A 23084-nucleotide genomic window follows, 5' to 3' on the forward strand; every position below is an offset into this window, starting at 1 on the left:
CCGCGACTGCCCCGCTACGGGCCATCAGGTGCGGACGCTGATGTCGTCCGCTCGGGTGACATCGCCGTCGGACGGGCCGTGGCTTCGCCCGATGTGGGCTTCGGCACGCAGCCGTTCCACCATGTGCGGATAGTGCAGCTCGAATGCCGGGCGCTCCGACCGGATTCGCGGCAGCTCGGTGAAGTTGTGCCGCGGCGGCGGGCAACTGGTGGCCCACTCCAGCGAATTGCCGTATCCCCACGGGTCGTCAACGGTCACCACCTCGCCGTAACGCCAGCTCTTGAAGACGTTCCACACGAACGGGAACATCGAGATGCCCAGGATGAACGCCCCGACGGTGGAGATGATGTTCAGCGTGGTGAAGCCGTCGGTGGGCAAGTAGTCGGCGTAGCGGCGCGGCATGCCCTGGTCACCGAGCCAGTGCTGCACCAGGAACGTGGTGTGGAACCCGATGAAGGTCAGCCAGAAGTGCAGCTTGCCCAGTCGCTCGTCCAGCAGCCGGCCCGTCATCTTCGGGAACCAGAAGTAGATGCCCGCGTACGTGGAGAACACGATGGTGCCGAACAACACGTAATGGAAGTGGGCGATCACGAAGTAGGTGTCGGTGACGTGGAAGTCCAGCGGCGGGCTGGCCAGCAGCACACCACTGAGACCGCCCAGCAGGAACGTCACGGCGAAGCCGATCGAGAACAGCATCGGCGTCTCGAACGTCAGCTGACCCTTCCACATTGTGCCCACCCAGTTGAAGAACTTGATCCCCGTCGGGACCGCGATCAGGAAGGTCATGAAGGAGAAGAAAGGAAGCAAAACCGCTCCGGTGGCGAACATGTGGTGGGCCCACACCGCGACCGACAAAGCGGCGATCGACAGCGTCGCGTAGACCAGGGTGGTGTAACCGAAGATCGGCTTGCGCGAGAACACCGGGAAGATCTCGGAGACCACACCGAAGAACGGCAGCGCCAGGATGTACACCTCCGGGTGACCGAAGAACCAGAACAGGTGCTGCCACAGCAGAACCCCGCCGTTGGCCGGGTCGTAGATGTGGGCGCCGAGGTGGCGGTCGGCGGCCAGTCCGAACAGCGCCGCGGTCAGCAGCGGGAAGGCGATCAGCACCAGCACCGAGGTCACCAGGATGTTCCAGGTGAAGATCGGCATCCGGAACATCGTCATGCCCGGTGCGCGCATGCACACCACGGTGGTGATCATGTTGACCGCGCCCAGGATGGTTCCCAGACCACCGACGGCGATACCCATGATCCACAGGTCTCCACCGACGCCAGGTGAATGGATCGCGTCGGTCAGCGGGGTGTAGGCGGTCCAGCCGAAGTCCGCGGCACCGCCAGGGGTGATGAAGCCGGCGATCGCGATGGTCGCCCCGAACAGGAACAGCCAGAACGAGAATGCGTTCAGCCGCGGGAAGGCCACGTCCGGTGCGCCGATCTGCAGCGGCAGCACCAGGTTGGCGAAGCCGAACACGATCGGCGTCGCATAGAACAGCAGCATGGCCGTGCCGTGCATGGTGAACAGCTGGTTGTACTGCTCATTCGACAGGAACTGCAGACCGGGTACCGCGAGCTCGGTCCGCATCAGCAGCGCCATCAGGCCGCCGATCATGAAGAAGATGAAGCAGGCGACGCAGTACATGATGCCGATCAGCTTGTGATCGGTCGTGGTGATCAGCTTGTAGACCAGGTTGCCCTTGGGTCCGGTTCGAGCCGGGTAGGGACGGACGGCTTCGAGTTCTCCTCCCAAGGGGGGCGCTTCGGCTGTCAACAGCTCCTCCAAACATCCATCCGCACAGGGGCGCACAACAATGCTGAGACGAATCTTAGCCCGCGTTCGGCGCGGCGGTAGGGCTGGTCCTACAAACTGTCGTAATTGATGCGGCGAGCGGCCCGCGCCGACGCTTGCGGTGCGGCCTGAGCGGGCCGGATGTTACCGTCGGACGCGTGCGATCCGGTGGCCTGCGAACCAGCCTGGCCGCCCTGTCCGCGGCGGTGCTGGTCCTGGCGTGCGGCGCTTGCGGTTCGGACAAGCCGGCAGCGACCTCGACGATGGTCACGCCCACCACTCAGATCGCCGGCGCCGGGGTGCTGGGCAACGACCGCAAGCCCGAGGAGTCCTGTGCGCGTGAACCGGCCCCGCCCGATGCCGGTCCCCCACGACCGGCCCGCAACGCTGCCGGTGTCCTGCCGGGCGAGGCGCAGGTGCCGGCGGACCCGCAACGCATCGTCGTACTGTCCGGAGACCAGCTCGACTTTCTGTGTGCGCTGGGCCTGCAATCCCGGGTGGTCGCCGCGGCGTTGCCGGACGGATCCTCGAGTCAGCCGTCCTACCTGGGCAAGGTGATTCACGACGCGCCGGGCGCCGGTTCGCGCAACGCACCGGACCTGAGGGCCATTGCGGCGGCCCACCCGGATTTGATCCTGGGGTCGATCTCCCTGACGCCGACGCTGTATCCGCAGCTGGCGGCGATTGCCCCGACGGTGTTCACCGCCGCCCCGGGTGCGGCGTGGGAGGACAACCTGCGCGGCGTCGGAGCCGCGACAGCCCGCGGCGGCGCGGCGAACGCACTCGTCAACGCGTTCCGGCAACGCGCCACCGATATCGGCGCAAAGCACGACGCGGCCCACTTTCAGGTATCGGTGGTGCAACTCACCACCAGCACACTGCGTGTCTACGGGTCCAGCAATTTTCCGGCCAGCGTGCTGAACGCCGTCGGGGTGGACCGCCCGGCGCCGCAGCGGTTCACCGACAAGCCCTACATCGAGTTCGGCACCACCGACACCGACCTGGCCAGGAGTCCGGACTTCTCCGCCGCCGACGCCGACATCGTTTACGTCTCGTGCGTGTCCACGGCAGCCGCCGAGCGCGCCGCCACCGTCCTGGACAGCCCCCCTTGGCGCCGGCTCGGCGCAAACCGCGACAACCGCATCTTCATCGTCAACGACGAGATCTGGCAGACCGGCGAAGGACTGATCGCTGCCCGCGGCATCGTCGATGATCTGCGGTGGATCAACGCCCCGATCAACTGAGAGGTGACCAGCGCAACCCCACGGCAACTGGTCCGAGACCGTTAACTTAGCTAATCTTTTGTGAGAGCGTATCCAGATCCCAGAGGATGATGATGAGCACCGTTTCCGCATACGCCGCGACGTCGGCCACCGAACCGTTGACCAAGACCACCATCGAACGTCGCGAACCCGGCCCGCACGATGTGGCCATCGACATCAAGTTCGCCGGAATCTGCCACTCCGACATCCACACCGTCAAAGCCGAATGGGGCGTGCCGAACTATCCGGTGGTACCCGGCCATGAGATTGCCGGCGTCGTCACCGCAGTCGGCTCCGAGGTGACCAGGCACAAGGTCGGCGACCACGTCGGCGTCGGCTGCATGGTGAACTCGTGCGGGCAGTGCAGCAGCTGTAACGCCGGCCTCGAGCAGTACTGCAAGAAGGGCGCCACCTTCACCTACAACTCCACCGACAAGGACGGCACCCCGACCCAGGGCGGCTACAGTCAGGCCGTCGTGGTGGACGAGAACTTCGTCGTGCGCATCCCCGAGTCGCTGCCGCTGGATGCGGCGGCCCCGTTGCTGTGCGCGGGCATCACGCTGTTCTCCCCGCTGCGGCACTGGAAGGCCGGCCCGGACACGCGGCTGGCCATCATCGGCTTGGGCGGGCTGGGCCACATGGGCGTCAAGCTGGGCGCGGCGCTGGGTTGCGAGGTGAGCGTGCTCTCGCAGTCGCTGAAGAAGATGGAAGACGGATTACGTTTGGGCGCAAGCAATTACTACGCAACCTCGGACCCGGACACCTTCAAGAAATTGCGCAGCAGCTTCGACCTGATCCTCAACACCGTCTCGGCGAACCTGGAGCTGGGCCGGTACCTGAACCTGCTCGACGTCGACGGCACCATGGTGGAGCTCGGCATTCCCGAGCACCCCATGGAGGTACCGGCATTCGGGCTCGCGTTGGCGCGGCGCAGCTTGTCCGGGTCGAACATCGGCGGTATCGCCGAGACCCAGGAGATGCTCGACTTCTGCGCCGAGCACAACGTGACACCCGAAATCGAGGTCATCGCAGCGGATTACGTCAACGAAGCCTACGAACGCGTGCTGTCCAGCGACGTGCGCTACCGCTTCGTCATCGACATCTCAACGCTGTAAGCGCTACAGTCCGGCCCTCAGCCGCGCGGCCACCTCTTCGGCCGCTTCGCCGTCCTCGTCCCCCGGGATCACTTCGCTGACGTCGATACCGGCCAGCGGCCAGCCGGCGGCGGCCAGGGTGGCCGCAACTCGCCGGATGTTTTCCGGGCCGGGGTCGTGGTGCGTCAATTCGGCAATCTGTTCCGCGATTTCGTTGCCGTCGATGACCCCGTCGGCCACCGCGGGTGAGCCCTTCGCGGTGAGATTGGCGATGACCTCCTTCAGCTGATCCGAGGTCAGGGGCGTGCTGCGCAGCAGGGCGAACAGCGGGACCCGGTCGGGCCCGGGCACGCCTTCGGGATAGCCGGCCTGCAGCCAGCGGATCACCGATCGAAAGAAGTGGGGGTGGGCGCAGTCGGATTGCTCTTTCGTCACCCGCACAGTGTCCCGAAAGCGAGGTCGACGACGCCACTTGCGCAGGCGTGCTGATCCGACAATTCACGCGTCGTTCACGACACGAACACGTGCGGGCGAACGGAGATGGCTTGTCGTCGCGCCGCCTTATCATCAGCCCGTGCAGACGGTTCCCCCGATAACCCGGGCATGACGACAACCCTGCTCGCCGTCCCGCTGATCGTCGCGGTAATCGCCGGCATCATCGAGCACAGCCTGGCGGCCGGGATTCTGGCGTTCTACCTTGCGCTGCTGTCCGTGGTACTGATGGGGTGGCTGGCCAACCGGGATTGGACGCGTCGCGGACGCCGCGCTACGACCCTGCGCGAGATCGATGCCATGGACGGTGTCGAGTTCGAAAGCTACATCGCCACCCGCCTCGGCCGCGCGGGCTGGCAGGTCACGTTCACCCCGCCCGTCGGTGACTACGGCGTCGACCTGGTCGCCGAGAAGGACGGCCGGTATGTGGCGGTGCAGTGCAAGCGGTACGGCAAACCGGTGGGCGTTGCGGCCGTCCAAGAGGTGGTGGCAGGCGCACGCCACCACGGCTGCACCCGCAGCATCGTCGTCAGCAACCAGGAATTCACCACTGCCGCAAGGCAATTGGCACGCACCCACGGCTGCCAATTGATCGGCCGCACAGTGCTAAAGAACTGGGTGCGGCCGCCGGAGTTACCGCCTTCTCCTTAGAAGTCCCAGTCCTCGTCCTCGGTGACCACGGCCTTGCCGATCACGTAGCTCGACCCCGAACCGGAGAAGAAGTCGTGGTTCTCGTCGGCATTGGGTGACAGTGCGGACAGGATCGCCGGGTTCACGTCGGTCTCGTCGCGCGGGAACAGCGCCTCGTAGCCCAGGTTCATCAGCGCCTTGTTGGCGTTGTAGCGCAGGAACTTCTTGACGTCCTCGGTGAGCCCGACCTCGTCGTAGAGGTCCTGGGTGTACTCGACCTCGTTGTCATACAGCTCGAACAGCAGCTCGTAGGTGTAGTCCTTGAGCTCCGCGCGCTTGGCCTCCTCTTCCAGGGCCAGGCCGCGCTGGTACTTGTAGCCGATGTAATACCCGTGCACCGCCTCGTCGCGGATGATGAGCCGGATCATGTCGGCGGTGTTGGTGAGCTTGGCCCGGCTCGACCAGTACATCGGCAGGTAGAACCCGGAGTAGAACAGGAAGCTCTCCAGCAGGGTGGAGGCGACCTTACGTTTGAGCGGTTCGTCGCCGCGGTAGTACTGCAGCACGATCTCGGCCTTGCGCTGCAGGTTCGGGTTCTCCTCCGACCAGCGGAACGCGTCGTCGATCTCGGCGGTCGAGCACAGCGTCGAGAAGATCTGGCTGTAGCTCTTGGCATGCACCGACTCCATGAATGCGATGTTGGTGTACACCGCCTCCTCGTGCGGGGTCAGCGCGTCGGGGATCAGGCTCACCGCACCGACGGTGCCCTGGATGGTGTCCAGCATCGTCAGGCCGGTGAACACCCGCATCGTCAGCTGCTTCTCGCTGGGGGTCAGCGTGCCCCAGGACGGGATGTCGTTGGACACCGGCACCTTCTCGGGCAGCCAGAAGTTTCCCGTCAACCGGTCCCAGACCTCTGCGTCTTTGTCGTCTTGCAGACGGTTCCAGTTGATCGCCGAAACGCGGTCGATCAGCTTTGCATTTCCACTCACCGCAACCCCACTTCACCAGGCCGATTTGGCTGCCGGCAACGCCGGACGTGCTTAGGCCTCAAACACTACCCCTAGGGGCCGACAAGGTTGCGCAACACAATAAGTTGTGTTTCCCGCGTGTCGCGACCAGCAGGCGTTCACATCCCGAATCGCGTTCGCGCCATCGCGGCGACGGCTCGCGGTGATCCGCCCACGTCGACCTGCGCTGCCGCTGTGCGGCCGAAGAGGTAGAGCAGCAGTTCGCCCGGCGAACCAGCGAGACTGGCCATCGGTTCCCCCCGCCGCAACACCACCTGCTCGCGTGTGCCGGCCCGGTTGATCTCAAGCCCACACGTGCCCAGTCGCCGACTCAGGAAGCGGCGCCGGACGTTGCGCCACAAGGCGGCGTCCAATTCGGGCGCCAGACGGCGCGGGCCCCGCCGATTGGCGCGGCGCACGTCCTCGTGGTGAACGAAGAACTCGTTGAGATTGGCCATGGACCGCACCCATTCAAGCCGGAAGATCCCCACCGGCGGGCCGGACCGGATCCGCGCGACCAGCGAACCGAAGTCGTTGTTCTTGGCCAGCGCGGCCCTGCGCCGCTCTGCGAATCGTTGAAAGGGAGCGGGCATCACCAGGCACGGTCCGGCCAGCAGATCGCGTTCGCGCAACAGGATATGGGCGGCGAGATCGTGAGTCGTCCAACCCTCCAGCAGAGTCGGCGCCAACGGACCCAGTTCGTCGAGGAGGTCGCAAAAAGCAAGACGCTCTTGTGTATCCAGCGGAACGTCAGTCATCCTCGCGCCTCATCAGGATTCGATGATCTGCACCACACCGGCGGTCACCCCGGCGACGAACAGCCGGCCGGTAGCCGCGTCCACACCGATGGTGTACGGATTCTGCACCGTCGGAAATCGTTGCACCTCACGCGGATTCGCCTCTGTCATGTCGTAGCCGACGACTTCGTTGGTTCCCGACGACGCCACCCAGAGCCGGTCGCGCGCCGCGTCGTAGGCGATGCCGTACGGCCCGCCCGCCTGCACGACGAAACCCACCTCACGCGGCGCGGGCAGCGGGGTGAACACGCGCACGGCATCACCACGTGTGTCGGCGGCGATCATCCGCCCGTGCCGGTCGGCGACCAGGTGCGTCGGGCCGGACCCGGCCGGGGCCGAACCCACGATGGTCAGCCGTTCGGCGTCATAGACGGTGAGGTCGTTCTTGCGCACGTCCAGCACGCCCATCGACGTCCCCACCGGGGCCGTACCGGCCGGCTGGACCCGGTCGGCGAAGACTTTGACGATCCGATCACCGCGCAGCACGGCCACCGTTCCGCCGTGTTCGTTGGCGACGAACACCGCACCGTTGGCCGCTGCGGCGGCGTCGTGCGGATGTGCGCCGGTGTGAATGGCCGGCTGCGACCTACCTTGGGGCAACTCGACGCGGATCAGTACGTCGGCGGTTTCTACCGGCACCAGTACGGGCCCGCCGGGAGCCTCGAGTTGGAGGTGGCGGACCGATCCCGGAAGAGGAACCCGGCCCGTCACCGCGCCCGAGTCGGCGTTGAGCAGTACCAACTCATCGGGGTCGCGCACCGCGACGGCGAGGGTTCGCGTCTGCGCGTCGACCACGACGCCTTCGGGTGAACGGCCAACCGCGACGGTCCGTCCGACGAGGGGGTCAGCGGGTGGCGGCCCTTGGCGGGGTTCGGCGGCCGGCGGCAGTCCAACGTCCGGCGGGCGACTGCCCTCGGTAGACACCGACTGCGGCCCGCTACCGGGCTGACCGCACCCGGCAACCAACAGGATCACCGACCACGCGACGCACAGTGCTTGCACCGCTGTCCTGCAACGACTTTCGGCCATCATGGATTTCCCGGTACAGTCGCGGCCGAAAGCATAGCGATCATCGTGTCGACGAGTTCCTCCGCGTCGGTGTGCCACTTGTCCAGATCCAGGTGACCACTCAAATCCAGGCCGGCGATCCCGTGAGCGCTGGCCAGCAGCAGCGCTCCGTAGCGCCTGGCCTGCTGCGGGCCGGTGAGGCGACCGACGATGTCGAGGAACAGATGTTGCGTGCGTTCACCGGCCTGCGCTGCTGCGGCCAGGTCAGCCGGCGGCGTGGTGAAGATCAGGCGGTAGAGGTGCGGCCGGCTGCGCCCGAGGGCGATCAGCGACAGCAGGGCAGACCGCAGCACCCCTTCGGGGGAATCGTCGCCAGCGGCCAACACCTCGAGCGAATCGCCCAATTCGTTCAACGCATTCATCGCCAGCACCGCAAGCAGAGATTCCTTATCGGCGAAGTGGCGATACGCCGCCGAACGGGACACACCGCTGCGAGCACCGACCTCGCGCAGGGTCACAGCCTCGACTCCCCCGTGGTCGAGCAACAGTCCCGCAGCCTCGAGCAGCGACCGGCGCGTGGCCGCCGCACTCTCCGCTCGTGTCATCACCAGCCGAGCATAAGCCCGTCGTTGAGTTGACAGCGTCAACTCAACTGGTAGTTTGAGATGACAGCGTCAACTCAAATGCCCACGGAGGCCGTCATGAACTCGTCCGATTGCCGCAATGAACTGATCGTCGTCACCGGTGCTTCCACCGGAATGGGCGCGGCCACCGCTAAAGAACTGTCCCGCCGGGGTTTTCACGTGCTGGCCGGAGTCAGACGGGAGGTTGACGCCGACGCGCTGTGCGGGGACGGGATCGAGCCGCACATCCTCGACATCACCGTCGACTCCGACGTCGCCGCAGTCGCCGACCGGGTCGCGCGCGACCAGCGCCCGCTGCGTGCGCTGATCAACAACGCCGGGATCGCGATCAACTCACCAGTCGAAGCGCTGCCGATTGCGCAGTGGCGCCGGCAGTTCGAGGTCAATCTGTTCGGTCATATCGCAATCACCCAGGCGCTGTTGCCCGCGCTGCTGAGCAGCTCGGGGACCGTCGTGAACATCAGCTCGGTGGGCGGGAAGGTGGTCCTCCCGACCTATGGCGCGTACGCGGGCTCGAAGTTCGCCCTCGAGGCCGCCAGCGACGCATTACGCCGAGAGGTCGCCGAGCTGGGAGTCAAGGTGGTGGTCGTCGAACCCGGTGCGGTCAAGACCGCGATGCCGGAGCGCGGGATCGCGACGGCGCAGGAGCTGATAGCGGACATGAGCCCCGCGCAACTCGCGCGCTACGGCGAGCTCAATGCGGCCGTGACGGCACAGGCGCGATCGTTCATGGAGATCGGCGTGCCGGCCGAACACGCCGCGAAGGTGATCGCCAAGGCCGCCACCGCGAGGCACCCCCGCACCCGCTACACCATCGGCCGCGACGCCGCGATCCTGGTGCGGATCAGCCGTGTGCTGCCCGACCGGATGCTGGACCGCATCGTGCGCCGCAACCTTCGGTCGTTTGCCCACAGTGCGTCCAGGCCGGAACAGCAGTTGTCACGCAACTGACTTGCGCGACCTCTTGCCCACTCCCAGGAATTGGTACTCCTGCGGCTTCAGCGAGCGGGTGGCCATCCAGTACTGCCAGGTGTAGCCACCCCACAACACCGTGTTCTTGCCGTGCTCGTCGAGATACCAGCTGCTGCAACCACCGCTGTTCCACACCGAACCGGCCAGCTTCTGCTGCAGTTCGGCGTTGAACCGGTCCTGTGCTTCGCGGGTGGGTGCCAGCGCCTGGGCACCCATCTTGTCGCACTTGGCGATCGCGTCGGCCACGTAGTGGATCTGGGACTCGATCATGAAGACCACCGAGTTGTGGCCCAGTCCGGTGTTGGGGCCCAGCAGGAAAAACAAGTTGGGCACGTCGGCAACGGTGATGCCGCGGTGGGCGCCGATGCCCTCGCGGTTCCACCGGTCCACCAGATCTTCGCCGTGCTGGCCCTTGATCTGGACGTAGGTGTAGGAGTCGGTGACATGGAAGCCGGTGGCGTACACGATCACGTCGGCCTTGTGTTCGCGGCCGTCGGCGGTGACGATGCCGTCGCGGGTGATCCGGGTGATTCCCTCGGTGATCAGCTTCGTCTTGGGGTCGGCAACCGCGCGGTAGTAGGTCGACGAGTTCAGGATGCGCTTGCAACCGATGCGGTATTTCGGGGTCAGCTTGCGGCGCAGTTCGCGGTCCTTCACCGAACGCCGGATGTTCCACTTGCAGTACGCCTCGATGAATTTCAGCGCATTGGGGCGCTTGGTCATGCCGAAGGCGAGGGCCTCTTGTCCCCAATAGATCGCCAGTCTCGCCAGCGCGCGCAGCCCCGGCACATTCTCCATGGCCGCGCGCAGCGCCGGCGGAATCTCGGGATTGGAACGCGGCACCACCCACGGCGGGGTGCGCTGGTAGAGCTGGAGTTCGGCGACCTGCCCGACGATCTCGGGGACGATCTGGATTGCGCTGGCGCCGGTGCCGATGATAGCCACCCGCTTGCCGGTCAGGTCGACGCTGTGGTCCCACTCCGCGGAATGAAAAGCGGCACCGGCAAATTCGTCACGACCGTCGATGTCCGGGACGGACGGGATGTGCAGGGCCCCGGCTCCGGAGACCAGAAACTGTGCCACGTACTCCCGCCCGTCGACGGTGAACACGTGCCAGCGGTACTCCTCGTCGTCCCAGTAGGCACGGTCGACCAGGGAGTTGAAGTGGATGTAGCGGCGCAGCCCGTACTTCTCGGTGACACCCTTGAGGTAATCCCAGATCTCGGCCTGGAACGAGAAGGGATTCCTCCAGTCCGGCTTGGGCTCGAATGAGAACGAGTAGAGATGCGACGGGATGTCGCAGGCACAGCCGGGGTAGCTGTTGTCGCGCCACGTGCCACCGATATCGTCAGCCTTTTCCAGGATGACGAAGTCCACGCCCTCCTTCTGCAGGGCGATCGCCATGCCGAGGCCGGAGAACCCGGTCCCGATGATGAGGGTGCGAGTATGGATGGGCTCGGCCTGCGGTTTCTCGGCTGCTTCGGTCGCCGAGGTCACGACGTCGGTCATGGTGGATCTTTCCTGTTGTGGCCCCTGTATGCGGGCGTGCTCAGCTCGACGCAGATACCCAGTACCCGGGGTATCGGATATATCCGAGTGTTACGGATCCCCACCATGATGTCAACGATGCTGAGGCTCACCTCACGGCAGCGCAGCGGGCAGCGCGTCGTGGATCGGCTTGTCCGGGTTTATCACGATGCCCAGCGTCTCGGCGGTGCCGACGATGACACCCATCATGATGGTCGTCAGCTGGCTCACGAACTGCTCGCGCGTCATCGAACGCGGGCTGTCCGGTTCGGGGCCCAGCCACCATTCGGTGGCCGAGGCTGCGCACCCGAAGGCCGAGAAGGCCGCGAGTTCGAGCGCTGCGGCGTCGAGTTCCATGTCCCGCAGTTCGTTGTTGAACATCTCGGCGATGGTCAGCGTGATCTCGCGGCCTTCGTTGAGGGTCCGCACCGTGGCCTTGGACTGGGCGCTCGAGCTGCCTTGGATGAACACCCGCATGACATTGGGGTGCTGGTCAAGCAGGGTGACGAACTCTTCGACGGCGCGATGGATCACTTGGCGGGCAGAGTCGGTGGCCAGGTTGATCGAGGGGAAGATCGCCGCCCACAACATGTCGCGCAGGCGTTCCCCGATCGCCAGGAACAGGTCGGACTTGTCGGTGAAATGCCGGTAGATCTTCGGCTTGGCGGTGCCGGCCTCCTCCGCGATCTCCCGCACGCTCAGCTCCGGGCCCAGCCGGTCGATGGCACGAAAGGCGGCGTCGACGATTTCGGCACGCACCTTCGTGCGGTGCTCGCGCCAGCGCTCGCTGCGCGCGTCGACTTTCACACCGGGCTTCGGGCTCGGGTGGGGCAACACGGGTCGAGGCATTCTCACCACGTCAAGCACCTTACCGCTTGGGAGCCGCTGACCTGCGCAGACCGCGGGTCCTGCGCTCGCCGAGTGTGAATCTCACGACCCGGCACGCCGTACAGCAGTCGCCTGATTCACACTCGGCGCGGGTGGCCTACAGCATGCAGGACACGCAGCCCTCGACCTCGGTCCCTTCCAGCGCCAGCTGCCGCAGCCGGATGTAGTACAGCGTCTTGATTCCCTTGCGCCAGGCGTAGATCTGCGCCTTGTTCACGTCACGCGTGGTGGCGGTGTCCTTGAAGAACAGCGTCAGCGACAGCCCCTGGTCCACGTGTTGGGTTGCCGCGGCGTAGGTGTCGATGATCTTCTCGTAGCCGATCTCGTAGGCGTCCTGGTAGTACTGCAGGTTGTCGTTGGTCATGTAGGGCGCCGGGTAGTAGACGCGGCCGATCTTGCCTTCCTTACGGATCTCCACCTTCGACACGATCGGGTGGATCGACGACGTCGAATGGTTGATGTAGGAGATCGACCCGGTCGGCGGCACCGCCTGCAGGTTCTGGTTGTAGATGCCGTGCCGTTGCACCGATTCCTTGAGCCGCTTCCAATCGTCCTGGTTCGGGATGCGGATGCCGGCTTTGGAAAAGAGCTGGCGCACCTTGTCGGTGGCCGGCTCCCAGACCTGTTCGGTGTACTTGTCGAAGAACTCACCCGAGGCGTACTTGGACCGCTCGAAACCCTTGAAGTGCGTGCCCCGTTCGATGGCGATGCGATTCGAGGCACGTAGCGCGTGGTAGAGCACCGTGTAGAAGTAGATGTTGGTGAAGTCGATGCCTTCTTCGGAGCCGTAGAAGATCTCCTCGCGAGCCAGGTAGCCGTGCAGGTTCATCTGTCCCAGCCCGATTGCGTGGGAGTCGTTGTTGCCCTGCTCGATTGACGGCACTGACGTGATGTGGGTCTGGTCGCTCACCGCGGTCAGCGCGCGGATGGCCACCTCGATGGTTTGGGCGAAGTCCGGCGAGTCCATCGTCTTGGCGATGTTCAGCGACCCCAGGTTGCACGAGATGTCCTTGCCCACCTTGGCATAGGACAAGTCGTCGTTGAACAGCGACGGCGTGGAGACCTGCAGGATCTCCGAGCACAGGTTCGAGTGGGTGATCTTGCCCTCGATAGGGTTGGCCCGGTTCACCGTGTCCTCGAACATGATGTAGGGGTAACCGGACTCGAACTGCAGCTCGGCCAGGGTCTGGAAGAACTCGCGCGCCTTGATCTTGGTCTTGCGGATACGCGCGTCGTCGACCATCTCGTAGTACTTCTCGGTCACCGAGATGTCGGCGAATGCCATGCCGTAGACGCGCTCGACGTCATAGGGCGAGAACAGGTACATGTCCTCGTTCTTCTTGGCCAGCTCGAAGGTGATGTCCGGAATCACCACGCCCAGGCTCAGCGTCTTGATCCTGATCTTCTCGTCGGCGTTCTCCCGCTTGGTGTCCAGGAACCGGTAGATGTCGGGGTGGTGAGCGTTGAGGTATACGGCGCCGGCGCCTTGGCGCGCTCCCAGCTGATTGGCATAGGAGAAGGAGTCCTCGAGCAGCTTCATAATCGGGATGACGCCCGAGGACTGGTTCTCGATGTTCTTGATCGGCGCGCCGTGCTCGCGAATGTTGCTCAGCAGCAACGCAACTCCTCCGCCGCGCTTGGACAGCTGCAGCGCGGAGTTGATGGATCGCCCGATCGACTCCATGTTGTCCTCGATGCGCAGCAGAAAGCAGTTGTGCACGACCGTGCCGCGAATCGTGTAGGTATGTGTGTCCTCGACGTGGAGGTTGTAGACCTTCGTCGGAACGTCCTGCGTGCGCCTCAATTCGCGGATTCCGTACACGTGCCGCCCATGCACGACCTGATAGGTCGTGCGCGAAGACCCCTTCTGGCCGACATAGTTGTGCAGATTCTTGCCGACGTCGAAGATGAACTCTTCGTTGGCGCCTGGCACACCAGGCACGAATACCTGTCCCGTTACGTTGCCTGCTTGGTTGACGTACTGGCGGACCCTGGACATGATTCCGTTTCGGCGCAGAAGTAGTTGCACCTGATCGATCAGCTCCGGATTCACCAGATCGAGCGCCATGCCGCCGCTGACACTGCACCCGTCCCCGCGGAACAACCCGGCCAGCAATCCACGCTGAAACTCTTCGTCGGCCGTTAAGACGTCGTGGGACAACCGCTTCGAGCGATATCCTGTGCCGACCAGAGAAAGGAACAGCGACGAAACGACCTTGCTGTTGCAAATCATGCGCACCGACTGGTCTGACACACTTTGGTGTATGGCGAGGTCGGCTGCGAACACCCGCTTGAACGCCACTGCGAGCTCGTGCTGGTACTCGAGTTCATGTGTGCCGATCGTGAAGTGAATGCCGTTGGGGTTCGGGCCCGCGGGTCCCGATCGCTTGGAGATATGGCCTTCGGCGACGTACCAGCCAAGGATAAGACCAAGGTCGTACGACTCTTCAACGTAGCGATTCACCGATATGAAGCTCATATGGTGGCGCTGCTTGTTGCGGTGCTTCCGATCGGAGTTGACCTTACGTATGAGCCCGTCGACCTCTTCGTATTCGCCCGCGCCAACGTACTCCATCAGGTCGTGGACCCGCCGCGTCCGTGCCTCCTGTGGTGCAGCCGTCACGATGAAGTCCGTGGAGCGAATGTCTTTGGCAGCCAACCATACGAATCCGTTGAAGGGGTCAGCACCGTCACCGTCGATAAGTGTTCGCACATCGCGCGTTGTCCACACCAGGATCGGATGCTCGGGCGTGCACAGGATCGGTTCCCCGTGCCCGAAGTGTGAGATCGCAACGAGCGCTTGGTCGTTGGGGTTCTCGATGACGGACTCGACGACGGAGAAGGACCCGTCGTGCGAGAGCACCCGGTCGCCTGCCCGCAGTGTCTCGATCGCTTGCGGCCCGTCGGGGGTATCCACTGGTGTTCCGGCGGGAAAGCAGCTCACCGGCTCGCCGCGCTGCTTTTTTCCAGAGTTCAGGAACGTCGGGGTGGCCGGCTGGAACCGGCCGTCGATAATCTCGTCCACCAGCTTTTCGGCCAGTCCGGTGTCACCGGCGGCCAGGGTGAGCGACACCATCACGACGCGATCTTCGAAGCGCTCCAGGTAGCGCTTCCCGTCGAAGGTCTTCAGCGTGTAGGAGGTGTAGTACTTGAATGCACCCAGGAACGTCGGGAAGCGGAACTTCTTGGCGTAGGCACGATCGAGCAGCGTCTTGACGAAATTGCGAGAGTACTGGTCCAGAACCTCGCGCTCGTAGTAATTCTCCCGGATCAGGTAGTCGAGCTTCTCGTCCTGGTTGTGGAAGAACACCGTGTTCTGGTTGACGTGCTCCAGGAAGTACTGGCGTGCGGCGAGTACGTCCTTGTCGAACTGAATCTTGCCGTCCGCGTCGTACAGATTCAGCCTCGCGTTCAGCGCGTGGTAATCCAACTCCGCCGCGCCTCCCGAAAGATGGGGGTGCACGCCGGTGGTTACAGGCTCTGTAGTGACGGTTGGTGGCACGTCTGTTCCTTCCAATATTGAGCCCAGAATTGAGCGAGGCCCGCCCGGACGGCGGCCACGTCGTCCTCGGTGCCCATGAGTTCGAAGCGGTAAAGGTACGGAACGCCGCACTTGCGGGAGACCACGTTGCCCGCGTAGGCGAATTCGGCACCGAAGTTGTTGTTGCCCGCGGCGATCACGCCGCGGATCAGCGAGCGGTTGTGCTCATTGTTCAGAAAGGCGATGACCTGTTTGGGTACGTAGCCGCCGTCCTCAATGTTCGAGCTGTTCGGGGTGACCCGTCCGCCGCCGTACGTGGGCAGCACCAGCACGTATGGTTCGTCTACCTCGATGCGGCCGTGCACCGGGATCCGCGTGGCGGGAACGCCCAGCTTCTGCACGAAGCGGTGGGTGTTCTCCGACACGGAGGAGAAATACACCAGGTTGCGCCCCACGATCTCTGAGACGTCCATCGCGCACCGCAACCCTTCCTGGTCTGTTCCGGCTACCGAACTAGGCGCTCATCGCCGATTCGGCAAGTGCCTTGATGCGGTCCGGCCGGAAACCGGACCAGTGTGCGTTGTCGGCCACCACGACGGGCGCCTGCAGGTAGCCGAGCGCCATCACGTAGTCGCGGGCCTCGGGGTCCAGAGTGATATCGACTTTCTGGTAGGCGATGCCCTGCTTGTCCAGCGCCTTGTAGGTGGCGACGCACTGCACGCACGCGGGCTTGCTGTAGACGGTGATGCTCATGGGCGTACCGCTCCTTTGCGGAAGAGGGGTTAACGGACTGGCAACGGCTCGATTGATACTTCCGCGCTATCTTCAGCGCCCCGGCGAGCCCCCAGATTCCCATCGTGCGGCCGCGGTTTTCGAGCTGACCTGGCTCGAGACGCGGACGCCGATTCCGGGAAGCTCACCACGCCCCGTTCGGCCCGTTGGGACCTGGCCGGGACTCGGTGAGTCTGGGATCTGCCGGTCCTCGAAACACTACACCTAGGGGGTGACAACGAGAAGAGATACAAGATGTTCGGAATAACATTTTTGAAATTCCCAGGTCGTAAGCCCTGTCGCGCATGTCGCGTCGGCGTGTCGCAGATCACAAAACGTGGGCGTCGGTCCGGTCGGGGGAGGCTCGCAGGGTGCACGCACAGAGGTATATCAGCGACCACCGACAGGCGGGTCCGGACGGCCTGCTCCGCACCCACCAGCAAAGCCGCCGGCCAGACCGCCGGCGGCCTTGACTACCGGGTTGATCGGCTCAGAGCCGATCCGATGCAAACGGTCAGCCCACCTCGGCCGCGAGCTTGCCGACCACGTCACGGACGTTGGCCGAGAGGTCCTCGTGGTCGGCCGGGGCGCCGCCACCGAGCGCCTGCAGCGGCACGGAGAGCTTGATCGCGTCGTTCACGCGCGCGCCTGCGATGCCGAACGACTTGCGGGTTTCGTCGTGCGCCCACACCCCGCCGTACCGGCCCATCGAACCGCCGATCACCGCCAGCGGCTTGTCTTTGAGAGCGCCGTTGCCAAAGGGGCGGGACAGCCAGTCGATCGCATTCTTGATGACGGCCGGGATGGTGCCGTTGTACTCAGGAGTGACGACAAGCGCGGCGTGGGCGTCGGCGGCCGCGGCGCGCAGGGCCACCGCCTGCGCGGGAGCTTGATCCAGTTCGGTGTTCATCGCATCGTCGATGTCCTCGTTGTAAAAGGGCAGCTCGCCGAGTCCGTCGAACACCGTCACCGTCACCCCCTGCGGGGCGACCTCGGCCGCCAATTCGGCGATCTGCCGGTTGACCGACGCCCTGCGCAGACTGCCGACTAACGCCAAGATCTTCACTTCGGTCACTTCGTCCCCTTCGGTTGCTGACTACATCATCGCATCAACTAATCGGACTACGGTCCGTTTTATTCCGCCGGCGATAAGGTGCAGAGATGGGCGGTGTCGATGAGTCCGGCGGGTTGCGAGCGCCTGCGCGCCATGACCTGGCGAACGAACCCCTGCCGGAACGCAGCGACGCTGCGCGCAACCGTGCGCTGCTGCTGGCGGCCGCCCGCGAACTGGTCGCCCAGCGCGGCGCCGGTGCGGTCACCATGGACGACGTCGCGGCAGCAGCCGGAGTCGGCAAGGGCACGCTGTTCCGCCGGTTCGGCAGCCGATCCGGCCTGATGACGGTGCTGCTCGACGAAGATGAAAAGGCCAGCCAGCAAGCGTTTCTCTTCGGCCCGCCGCCGCTGGGGCCCGATGCGCCACCGCTAGAGCGGTTGATCGCCTTCGGACGGGAACGCATCTGTTTTGTGCACGCCCACCGCGAGTTGTTGTCTGCCGCCGGCCGCGACCCGCACAGCCGCCACGTGGGGGCCGCCGTCGTGCAACGCACCCACGTACGGGTGCTGCTGAACGCCGCGGGCACCTCAGGGGATCTGGGCATCCAAACCGACGCACTGCTCGCGCTGCTCGATGTCGACTACGTCGAGCATCAACTGACCGAAGGCGGCCACACCCCACAGACGCTAGCCGGCGCCTGGGCGACCATGGCCCGCAAGCTCTGCGGGAGGTGATCCACGGAGATGGGTGAAGAATCCGGGCCCTGGGTCCTGCACGTGGACCTCGACCAGTTCCTCGCATCGGTCGAATTGCGCCGCCATCCCGAGTTGGTCGGGCTGCCCGTCATCGTCGGCGGCAGCGGCGACCCCACCGAACCGCGCAAGGTCGTCACGTGCGCGTCGTATGAGGCACGACGATTCGGCGTGCACGCGGGTATGCCGTTGCGGGCGGCGGCCCGCCGCTGCCCGGACGCCACCTTCCTGGCCTCCGATCCCGCCGCCTACGACGAGGCGTCGGAACAGGTGATGGGACTGCTGCGCGACCTAGGACATCCCGTCGAGGTATGGGGCTGGGACGAGGCGTATGTCGGGGTACCCACCGATCCCGTTGTGGTCGCCGAGAAGATCCGCACCACGATCGAGACCGAGACCGGGTTGTCCTGCTCGGTGGGCATCAGCGACAACAAGCAGCGCGCCAAGGTTGCCACCGGCTTCGCCAAACCGGCCGGGATCTTTCAGCTCACCGATGCCAACTGGATGGCAGTGATGGCCGACCGTCCAGTGACCGCACTGTGGGGCATCGGCCAGAAGACAGCGAAAAAGCTTGCTGCTCTAGATATTACGATGGTTTCACAACTGGCACGCGCCGATGGCGAACTGTTGACGTCGACGTTCGGCCCGCGCACCGGCCTGTGGCTGCTACTGCTGGCCAAAGGCGGCGGAGACACCGACGTCAGCGCGCAGCCATGGGTGCCGCGCTCGCGCAGTCATGTCGTCACCTTCCCGCAGGACCTCACCGAGCGGGCTGAGATGGATTCGGCGGTTACCGCATTGGCCCAGCGGGCGCTCGACGATGTGGTGGCCTCGGCGCGGATCGTCACCCGCGTCGCGGTCACCGTCCGCACCTCCACGTTCTACACCCGCACCAAGATCCGGAAGCTGGACGCGCCGACCACCGACGCCGGCGTCATCGTCGCCGCCGCCCTGCGCATCCTGGACCTGTTCGAACTGGACCGTCCCGTCCGGCTGCTCGGGGTGCGCCTGGAACTCGAAATGCCTTCGTCAGCGGTCTAATTGGGGCGGTGCCGGACGCAGCGCGCGGGTGAAGATCGCATTGACCCGGCGCATCGACACGCTATAGGGCCACCAGGCCAGCCGTTTGAACGCATACAGTGCCCTGATGTCCTGCGAGGTGTAGATCAGGTACCGCTTCTTTGCGACCCCCGCCAACATCTTTTCGGCAGCTCTTTCCGGTGAGACGGCATGGCTGCTGAAGCGGTCCACCCAGCGTGCGACGTGCGGGTCTTCGCGGCTGACGCCGGCGATCTCCACGGTGTTGACCAAGGGAGTCTTCACGGCTCCGGGCACCACAACCGACACTGCGATGCGGTGCCGCGCCAGGTCGAAGTGCAGCACCTCGGAAAGTCCGCGCAATCCGTACTTGCTGGCGCTGTAGGCGGCATGCCATGGGAGCGCGACGATTCCGGCGGCTGAGGATACGTTGACCACGTGCCCGCCGCGGCGCGCCGCGATCATCTGCGGGACGAATGACTCGATCACGTGGATCGGGCCCATCAGGTTGACCGAGATCATCCGTTCCCACTGGTCGTGGCTCAACCGGTCGACGGTTCCCCAGGCCGAAACGCCGGCGATGTTGAGCACCACATCCATGCTGGAGTGACCCGCGTGAATATCGGCCGCGAACGCGGCAACCTGGGCGTAGTCGGAGATGTCCAACACGCGGTGTGCGGGCACTTGCGCGCCGAGCGCCCGGGCGTCGGCAACGGTGTGCGCCAAGCCGTCGGAATCGCGGTCGGTGAGATAGAGTTCGGCCCCGTGCGCGGCCAGCCGCAGTGCGGTGGCGCGGCCGATGCCACTCGCCGCGCCGGTCACGAAACACCGCTTGCCTGCGAAATATTCGGTGGAACCCCGCTGCACCATGGCCGGAACGATACCTACCGGGCCGGGCCGCCCCACAAAGCGTTGAGCCACATGTGCTCGAGCACTCGCACCCGGCGGTCGAAGTCGCTGTCGCGACCGACCAGCAACGGGTCGCCGGTCAGCATCAGTGACGTGACCCCGGCCAAGGTGCGGATCAAGGTCGGCAGGTCGTCACTTATCGGCTGGGCGGTACCGGCCTTCATCTCCGCATCGACCACACTGACGACCTGCCGGAGTACCACCTCGAATTGCCGTTCGAGCATTTCGCGAACCTCGATGTCGCTGTGGCGGGCGGCATTACACGCCCTCATCACCGGGTCGTGCTCCGAGTACACGGCTGCGGCGCTGCCGACCATGCGCTCGGCGAACTGCTCAGGTGATTCCCCCGGCTGACGCGGGGCGAAGTAGTGCGTCAGCTCCTCGAGCTCCTCAGCGGCCTCGGCCAGAATCTGGGCCAGCACCGAATACTTCGAATCGAAGTAGAAGTAGAACCCGGAACGCGCCACCCCGGCCCGCAGGCTGATGGCGCTGACCGAGAGCTCCGAGAGCGGCTTCTCCTCGAGCAGCTCGCGAGTTGCCTGCATGATCGCCTGGCGATGCTTGTCACCGCGCCGACGCGGCGTCGGCGCTGCGCGGCCCTCGTCAGCGGCCGGACTACTCACTCGCGCTCACACCCCTGACCTTGCCGCACACCATCGCAAAAGAAAACTTGACAGGCGTCAAGTCAATCCGAAATAGTGAAAAAAGTGACGGTTACCACAACCGGTTAGGAGCGTGCGTCAATGCCGACCATCAGCACCCCGGACTATCTCCTAGATCAGGCCAAGCGTCGGTTAACGCCGTCTTTCAACAACTTTCCCGGCATGGGCCTGGTGGAGCGCAAGCTGCGCAACACCCAATTCCCGGAGAAGACGCTCGCCGAACCGCCGCCCGGCAGCGGACTCAAGCCGGTGGTGGGCGACGCGGGACTACCGGTCCTGGGGCACATGATCGAGATGCTGCGCGGCGGCCCCGACTACCTGATGTTTCTGTATGAGACCCGTGGCCCGCTCATCTTCGGCGCCTCGCCGTTCCTGCCCTTCGTCACGGCACTCGGGCCGGACGCCGCGCAGGCCATCTACTCCAATCGCAACAAGGACTTCTCCCAGCAGGGCTGGGTCCCGGTAATAGGCCCGTTCTTTCGTCGCGGACTGATGTTGCTCGACTTCGAGGAGCACATGTTCCACCGGCGGATCATGCAGGAGGCGTTCATCCGCTCCCGCCTGGTCGGCTACCTCGAGCACATCGACCAGGTGGTGCAGCATGTTATCGCCGATGACTGGGTGACGAACGACCCGCGCTTCCTGCTGTATCCGGCGATGAAAGAGATGACGCTCGACATCGCCTCGATGGTGTTCATGGGACATGAGCCGGGCACCGATCGAGAGCTGGTCACGAAGGTGAACAAGGCATTCACCACGACCACACGCGCCGGCAATGCCGTCATCCGCACCGGCGTGCCGCCGTTGACTTGGTGGCGAGGCCTCAAGGCGCGCGAGCTATTGGAGAATTACTTCACCGAGCGAGTGAAAGAGCGCCGAGGCAAGGAAGGCAACGATCTGCTGACGGTGCTGTGCCAGACCGAGGACGAGGACGGCAACCGCTTCTCCGACGAAGACGTCATCAACCACATGATCTTCCTGATGATGGCCGCGCACGACACCTCGACGTCGACGGCCACCACGATGATCTATCACCTGGCCGCCCACCCGCAGTGGCAGCAACGCTGCCGCGACGAGTCAGACCGTCTCGGCGACGGGCCACTGGACATCGAGTCGTTGGACAAGCTGGAATCGCTGGATCTGGTGATGAACGAGTCCATCCGGCTGGTGACTCCCGTGCAATGGGCGATGCGGCGCACCGTACGCGACACCGAGCTGCTGGGCCATTACCTGCCCGAGGGCACCAACGTCACGGCGTTCCCCGGGGTGAACCATCGTCTGCCTGAAATATGGACTGATCCGATGAAATTCGATCCCGAGCGGTTCGCCGAGCCGCGCAACGAACACAAGCGGCACCGGTACGCGTTCACCCCGTTCGGCGGCGGTGCGCACAAGTGCATCGGGATGGTCTTCGGGCAGCTGGAAGTCAAGACGATCCTGCACCGGCTGCTGCGCCGGTATCGGCTCGAGCTGCCCCGGCCCGACTACCGGCCGCGTTGGGACTACGGCGGCATGCCCGTACCGATGGACGGCATGCACATCGTGTTGCGTCCGCTCTAAGCCGCGGGGGCCCCGGTCAGCAACAGGTTGGCGCAGCCGATCATCGCGCACAACGCGGACTGGGTCGGATCCTGCGCCCACCCCATCGCCCATTCCGTACGGAGTCCGTCGGTGCCCCGGACGAAGGTAGCCGTGTCACGTCCCGCTCGCATTTGGTGAAAACTTAAAGTTTCCAGGCGAATTCCGCGGCCCTGCAACATCGCGGTGAGTGCGGCGACCTCTCCGCCGGCGGCCACGGTCGAGGTGCTGATGCGGTCGCCGACCGCGATCACGGCGCGAAAGGTGCGCGCTTGCGGGCCTATTCGGGCGGGGGGTCGCTCACCGTCGACACACGACCAGTGCCCCAGCCGCACGGGGCCGCCGCCGCGGTGATGGACGGCGACGAAGTGTTCCCACGACATTGCAGCAGCCTGTTCCCGCAGCCCGCGAGGCAACGCAATACCGAAGTAGGCGCTGAACCACGTTGCGGCGCAGCAGGTCGCATCGTTCGGCGGTAGATCGTGGCGGAGAATCGTCATTGTGCCGGTCTTCTCTGGATCGAGGGAGCAACCGACGAAAGTAGCGTGCGACCCACAGCGGGGGGTCGGTCCGGGTCAGACCCCGCTGTGGGTGCCGGCTACCAGGGCACGCAGGACAGGATGCACGAGCGCAGACTTTAACCGGCGGCCGCGACGGCGCGCAACCGCATTTCGGCGCCCAACCCTGTTGCACTGGGAAAACGGCATGTGCATCCAGTCGGAAC

At 64.8% G+C, this 23084-nt stretch carries 21 protein-coding genes and 3 pseudogenes; 7 read left to right on the top strand and 17 right to left on the bottom strand.

What is annotated here, in order from left to right; genetic code table 11:
• Positions 1–24: 24 nt before the first annotated feature.
• Entirely contained in the window at positions 25–1773 is a 1749-nt protein-coding gene (gene ctaD / locus ACX9NE_RS17580; protein ID WP_459362962.1) for an aa3-type cytochrome oxidase subunit I, read from the bottom strand.
• A 191-nt stretch (positions 1774–1964) separates the two neighbouring features.
• Between ctaD and ACX9NE_RS17585 the strand changes: the two genes are divergently transcribed.
• Together ACX9NE_RS17585 and ACX9NE_RS17590 are read left to right on the top strand one after the other, a co-directional pair.
• The gene (locus ACX9NE_RS17585) at positions 1965–3035 is read left to right on the top strand and encodes an iron-siderophore ABC transporter substrate-binding protein (protein WP_459362993.1); all 1071 of its coding nucleotides are present in this window, start codon (positions 1965–1967) and stop codon (positions 3033–3035) included.
• A gap of 92 nt (positions 3036–3127) precedes the next feature.
• Entirely contained in the window at positions 3128–4168 is a 1041-nt protein-coding gene (locus ACX9NE_RS17590) for an NAD(P)-dependent alcohol dehydrogenase (protein WP_459362963.1), read from the top strand.
• Positions 4169–4171: 3 nt separating this feature from the next.
• Here the strand turns inward: ACX9NE_RS17590 and ACX9NE_RS17595 are convergent, their stop codons facing one another.
• Positions 4172–4582, bottom strand: coding sequence for a DUF3349 domain-containing protein (locus ACX9NE_RS17595; RefSeq protein ID WP_459362964.1), 411 nt, complete (start codon positions 4580–4582; stop codon positions 4172–4174).
• 168 nt (positions 4583–4750) lie between these two features.
• On the opposite strand from ACX9NE_RS17595, the gene ACX9NE_RS17600 reads away from it, so the two are divergent.
• Complete coding sequence (locus ACX9NE_RS17600) at positions 4751–5290, top strand: restriction endonuclease (protein WP_459362965.1); 540 nt, start codon at positions 4751–4753, stop codon at positions 5288–5290.
• On the opposite strand, the gene nrdF is transcribed toward ACX9NE_RS17600, so the two are convergent.
• From nrdF to ACX9NE_RS17620, 4 genes are all read right to left on the bottom strand, one after another.
• Positions 5287–6261, bottom strand: a complete 975-nt coding sequence (nrdF, locus tag ACX9NE_RS17605; RefSeq protein ID WP_459362966.1) for a class 1b ribonucleoside-diphosphate reductase subunit beta — start codon at positions 6259–6261, stop codon at positions 5287–5289. The two genes, ACX9NE_RS17600 and nrdF, sit on opposite strands and share 4 nt — an antisense overlap.
• A 137-nt stretch (positions 6262–6398) precedes the next feature.
• The gene (locus ACX9NE_RS17610; RefSeq protein WP_459362967.1) at positions 6399–7037 is read right to left on the bottom strand and encodes a TIGR03085 family metal-binding protein; all 639 of its coding nucleotides are present in this window, start codon (positions 7035–7037) and stop codon (positions 6399–6401) included.
• A 12-nt stretch (positions 7038–7049) separates the two neighbouring features.
• Positions 7050–8078: a YncE family protein gene (locus tag ACX9NE_RS17615; RefSeq protein WP_459362968.1), complete on the bottom strand. Its 1029-nt coding sequence runs from the start codon at positions 8076–8078 to the stop codon at positions 7050–7052.
• Between the two features lie 26 nt (positions 8079–8104).
• Positions 8105–8689, bottom strand: coding sequence for a TetR/AcrR family transcriptional regulator (locus ACX9NE_RS17620; protein ID WP_459362994.1), 585 nt, complete (start codon positions 8687–8689; stop codon positions 8105–8107).
• A gap of 96 nt (positions 8690–8785) precedes the next feature.
• Here ACX9NE_RS17620 and ACX9NE_RS17625 point away from each other — a divergent pair, with 96 nt between their 5' ends.
• Complete coding sequence (locus ACX9NE_RS17625) at positions 8786–9679, top strand: SDR family NAD(P)-dependent oxidoreductase (RefSeq protein ID WP_459362969.1); 894 nt, start codon at positions 8786–8788, stop codon at positions 9677–9679.
• On the opposite strand, the gene ACX9NE_RS17630 is transcribed toward ACX9NE_RS17625, so the two are convergent.
• From ACX9NE_RS17630 to ACX9NE_RS17665, 8 genes and pseudogenes are all read right to left on the bottom strand, one after another.
• On the bottom strand, positions 9668–11209 hold the full coding sequence (locus tag ACX9NE_RS17630; RefSeq protein WP_459362970.1) for a flavin-containing monooxygenase: 1542 nt from the start codon (positions 11207–11209) through the stop codon (positions 9668–9670). The two genes, ACX9NE_RS17625 and ACX9NE_RS17630, sit on opposite strands and share 12 nt — an antisense overlap.
• 132 nt (positions 11210–11341) lie before the next feature.
• Positions 11342–12085 carry a TetR/AcrR family transcriptional regulator gene (locus tag ACX9NE_RS17635; RefSeq protein ID WP_459362971.1) on the bottom strand — a complete coding sequence of 248 codons (744 nt, stop codon included), beginning with the start codon at positions 12083–12085 and terminating at the stop codon, positions 11342–11344.
• A 127-nt stretch (positions 12086–12212) separates the two neighbouring features.
• Positions 12213–13829 (bottom strand): annotated as a pseudogene (nrdE, locus tag ACX9NE_RS17640) (class 1b ribonucleoside-diphosphate reductase subunit alpha); the annotation flags it as partial.
• A gap of 24 nt (positions 13830–13853) precedes the next feature.
• Positions 13854–15059 (bottom strand): annotated as a pseudogene (locus ACX9NE_RS17645) (LAGLIDADG family homing endonuclease); the annotation flags it as partial.
• A pseudogene (locus ACX9NE_RS17650) lies at positions 15048–15617 on the bottom strand (ribonucleotide reductase N-terminal alpha domain-containing protein); the annotation flags it as partial. The pseudogenes ACX9NE_RS17645 and ACX9NE_RS17650, both read right to left, overlap by 12 nt.
• Positions 15587–16069 (bottom strand): class Ib ribonucleoside-diphosphate reductase assembly flavoprotein NrdI, encoded by a 483-nt coding sequence (gene nrdI, locus ACX9NE_RS17655; protein ID WP_459362972.1) that lies wholly within the window; start codon positions 16067–16069, stop codon positions 15587–15589. The pseudogene ACX9NE_RS17650 and the gene nrdI, both read right to left, overlap by 31 nt.
• 40 nt (positions 16070–16109) lie before the next feature.
• On the bottom strand, positions 16110–16349 hold the full coding sequence (locus ACX9NE_RS17660; RefSeq protein ID WP_459362973.1) for a redoxin NrdH: 240 nt from the start codon (positions 16347–16349) through the stop codon (positions 16110–16112).
• A gap of 532 nt (positions 16350–16881) precedes the next feature.
• Positions 16882–17442 carry an NAD(P)H-dependent oxidoreductase gene (locus ACX9NE_RS17665; RefSeq protein WP_459362974.1) on the bottom strand — a complete coding sequence of 187 codons (561 nt, stop codon included), beginning with the start codon at positions 17440–17442 and terminating at the stop codon, positions 16882–16884.
• A gap of 86 nt (positions 17443–17528) precedes the next feature.
• On the opposite strand from ACX9NE_RS17665, the gene ACX9NE_RS17670 reads away from it, so the two are divergent.
• Together ACX9NE_RS17670 and ACX9NE_RS17675 are read left to right on the top strand one after the other, a co-directional pair.
• Positions 17529–18155 (top strand): TetR/AcrR family transcriptional regulator, encoded by a 627-nt coding sequence (locus tag ACX9NE_RS17670; protein WP_459362975.1) that lies wholly within the window; start codon positions 17529–17531, stop codon positions 18153–18155.
• A gap of 9 nt (positions 18156–18164) precedes the next feature.
• Complete coding sequence (locus tag ACX9NE_RS17675) at positions 18165–19214, top strand: DNA polymerase IV (RefSeq protein ID WP_459362976.1); 1050 nt, start codon at positions 18165–18167, stop codon at positions 19212–19214.
• On the opposite strand, the gene ACX9NE_RS17680 is transcribed toward ACX9NE_RS17675, so the two are convergent.
• Together ACX9NE_RS17680 and ACX9NE_RS17685 are read right to left on the bottom strand one after the other, a co-directional pair.
• Entirely contained in the window at positions 19203–20081 is an 879-nt protein-coding gene (locus ACX9NE_RS17680) for an SDR family oxidoreductase (RefSeq protein WP_459362977.1), read from the bottom strand. The genes ACX9NE_RS17675 and ACX9NE_RS17680 overlap by 12 nt on opposite strands.
• A 14-nt stretch (positions 20082–20095) precedes the next feature.
• The gene (locus ACX9NE_RS17685; RefSeq protein ID WP_459362978.1) at positions 20096–20743 is read right to left on the bottom strand and encodes a TetR/AcrR family transcriptional regulator; all 648 of its coding nucleotides are present in this window, start codon (positions 20741–20743) and stop codon (positions 20096–20098) included.
• A 120-nt stretch (positions 20744–20863) separates the two neighbouring features.
• Here ACX9NE_RS17685 and ACX9NE_RS17690 point away from each other — a divergent pair, with 120 nt between their 5' ends.
• A complete protein-coding gene (locus ACX9NE_RS17690; RefSeq protein ID WP_459362979.1) occupies positions 20864–22342 on the top strand; it encodes a cytochrome P450 in 1479 nt (492 codons plus the stop codon).
• Here the strand turns inward: ACX9NE_RS17690 and ACX9NE_RS17695 are convergent.
• Positions 22339–22860: a homocitrate synthase gene (locus tag ACX9NE_RS17695; protein ID WP_459362980.1), complete on the bottom strand. Its 522-nt coding sequence runs from the start codon at positions 22858–22860 to the stop codon at positions 22339–22341. The two genes, ACX9NE_RS17690 and ACX9NE_RS17695, sit on opposite strands and share 4 nt — an antisense overlap.
• Positions 22861–23084: the final 224 nt, after the last annotated feature.

The organism is Mycobacterium sp. ML4, from assembly GCF_054515735.1.